Genomic DNA, 1,817 nt, shown 5'->3' on the forward strand with positions numbered 1-1,817 from the left:
TGATGGAACCCACCGCTCTTGAACAGGCGCTTGAGCAGCTTGAGCGTGCGGCGGGGAGCGTGCGCGCTGCTGCCGAGAACATGGAGGTGGCTGATGCCGCTGGCGCGCTTGCGCATGGCGCGTCGGGCGGGGCCATTGACCCCTTCGTCTTCCGCTTCGCCATTTTCGTGCTGGCGATCTTTGTGGGGTATTACGTCGTCTGGTCGGTGACGCCGGCGCTGCACACGCCGCTGATGTCGGTCACCAACGCCATTTCGTCGGTGATCGTCGTGGGGGCGCTGCTGGCGGTCGGCATTTCGGCTTCGGGCCTGGCCACCGGCTTTGGGTTCGTCGCTTTGGTCCTGGCGTCCGTCAACATTTTCGGCGGCTTCCTCGTCACCCAGCGCATGCTGGCGATGTACAAAAAGAAGGACAAGTGACGTGAGCGCCAATCTTGCTGCCTTTCTTTATCTGATTTCCGGCATTCTTTTCGTTCTGGCGCTTCGGGGGCTTTCGCATCCCACCACCAGCCGCCAAGGCAATTTCTTCGGCATGGTGGGCATGGGCATCGCCATTCTCACCACGCTGGCGATCGCCACGCCCTCCTGGGGCGGGTTTGGTCTCATCGTTCTGGGCATGGCCGCCGGTGGCACGGTGGGCGCCACGATCGCGCGGCGCATCCAGATGACCAAGATGCCGCAACTCGTCGCCGCTTTCCACTCGCTGGTCGGTCTTGCCGCGGTCATGGTCGCGGCAGCCGCGCTCTATGCGCCGGAGAGCTTCGGCATCGGCGAGGTCGGCGCCATTCACGCCCAGGCGCTGGTCGAGATGTCGCTCGGTGTGGCCATCGGCGCCGTCACGTTCACGGGCTCCATCATTGCCTTCCTGAAGCTCGACGGGCGCATGTCCGGCAAGCCGATCATGCTGCCCATGCGGCACTGGATCAACATCGCCATCGGCGTCGCGCTGGTCGTCCTCATCGCCGCGCTTGTGCTGGGTCAGAGCTCCGCGGTTTTCTGGGCTATCGTGGTGCTGTCGCTGGCGCTGGGTGTGCTCATCATCATTCCCATCGGCGGCGCCGACATGCCGGTCGTGGTTTCCATGCTCAATTCCTATTCGGGCTGGGCGGCTGCGGGCATCGGTTTCACGCTGGGCAATCTGGCGCTGATCATCACCGGCGCGCTGGTCGGCTCTAGCGGTGCGATCCTGTCCTACATCATGTGCAAGGGCATGAACCGCTCCTTCATCTCCGTCATCCTCGGCGGCTTCGGCGGCGAGACGGCGGCAGCGGTCGATGACGGCATCGAGCGCACGGTCAAGCAGGGCTCGGCCGATGATGCCGCCTATCTGATGGCCAACGCGCAGAAGGTCATCATCGTGCCGGGTTACGGCATGGCCGTGGCCCAGGCGCAGCATGCCGTGCGCGAGATGGCCGACAAGCTCAAGGAGGCCGGTGTGGAGGTGAAGTACGCCATTCACCCGGTGGCCGGCCGCATGCCGGGGCACATGAACGTGCTGCTTGCCGAGGCCCAGGTGCCGTATGACGAGGTCTTCGAGCTCGAAGACATCAACTCCGAGTTCAGCCAGGCCGACATCGCCTATGTGATCGGTGCCAACGACGTCACCAATCCGGCCGCGCGCGACGACTCCTCGTCGCCCATTTACGGCATGCCGATCCTCGACGTGGACAAGGCGCGCACCTGCCTGTTCGTCAAACGCTCACTCGGCTCCGGCTATGCCGGCATCGACAACACGCTGTTCTACAAGGACGGCACCATGATGCTGCTCGGCGACGCCAAGAAGATGACCGAAAACATCGTCAAGGCGCTCGACGAATA

2 protein-coding genes are annotated in these 1,817 nt (G+C 63.9%); both read left to right on the plus strand.

Translation table 11 applies throughout. From position 1 onward, the window contains the following. Nucleotides 1-2 precede the first annotated feature (2 nt). Nucleotides 3-419 (plus strand): NAD(P) transhydrogenase subunit alpha, encoded by a 417-nt coding sequence (locus LY631_RS20270; protein WP_274427434.1) that lies wholly within the window; start codon nt 3-5, stop codon nt 417-419. A 1-nt stretch (nt 420) separates the two neighbouring features. Next, nucleotides 421-1,817: NAD(P)(+) transhydrogenase (Re/Si-specific) subunit beta (locus LY631_RS20275; RefSeq protein ID WP_274427436.1), on the plus strand; the 1,397-nt coding region annotated here is incomplete at its 3' end.

Origin of the sequence: Chelativorans sp. YIM 93263 (genome assembly GCF_028767125.1) — a bacterium.
In the GTDB taxonomy this organism is placed as follows: domain Bacteria; phylum Pseudomonadota; class Alphaproteobacteria; order Rhizobiales; family Rhizobiaceae; genus Chelativorans.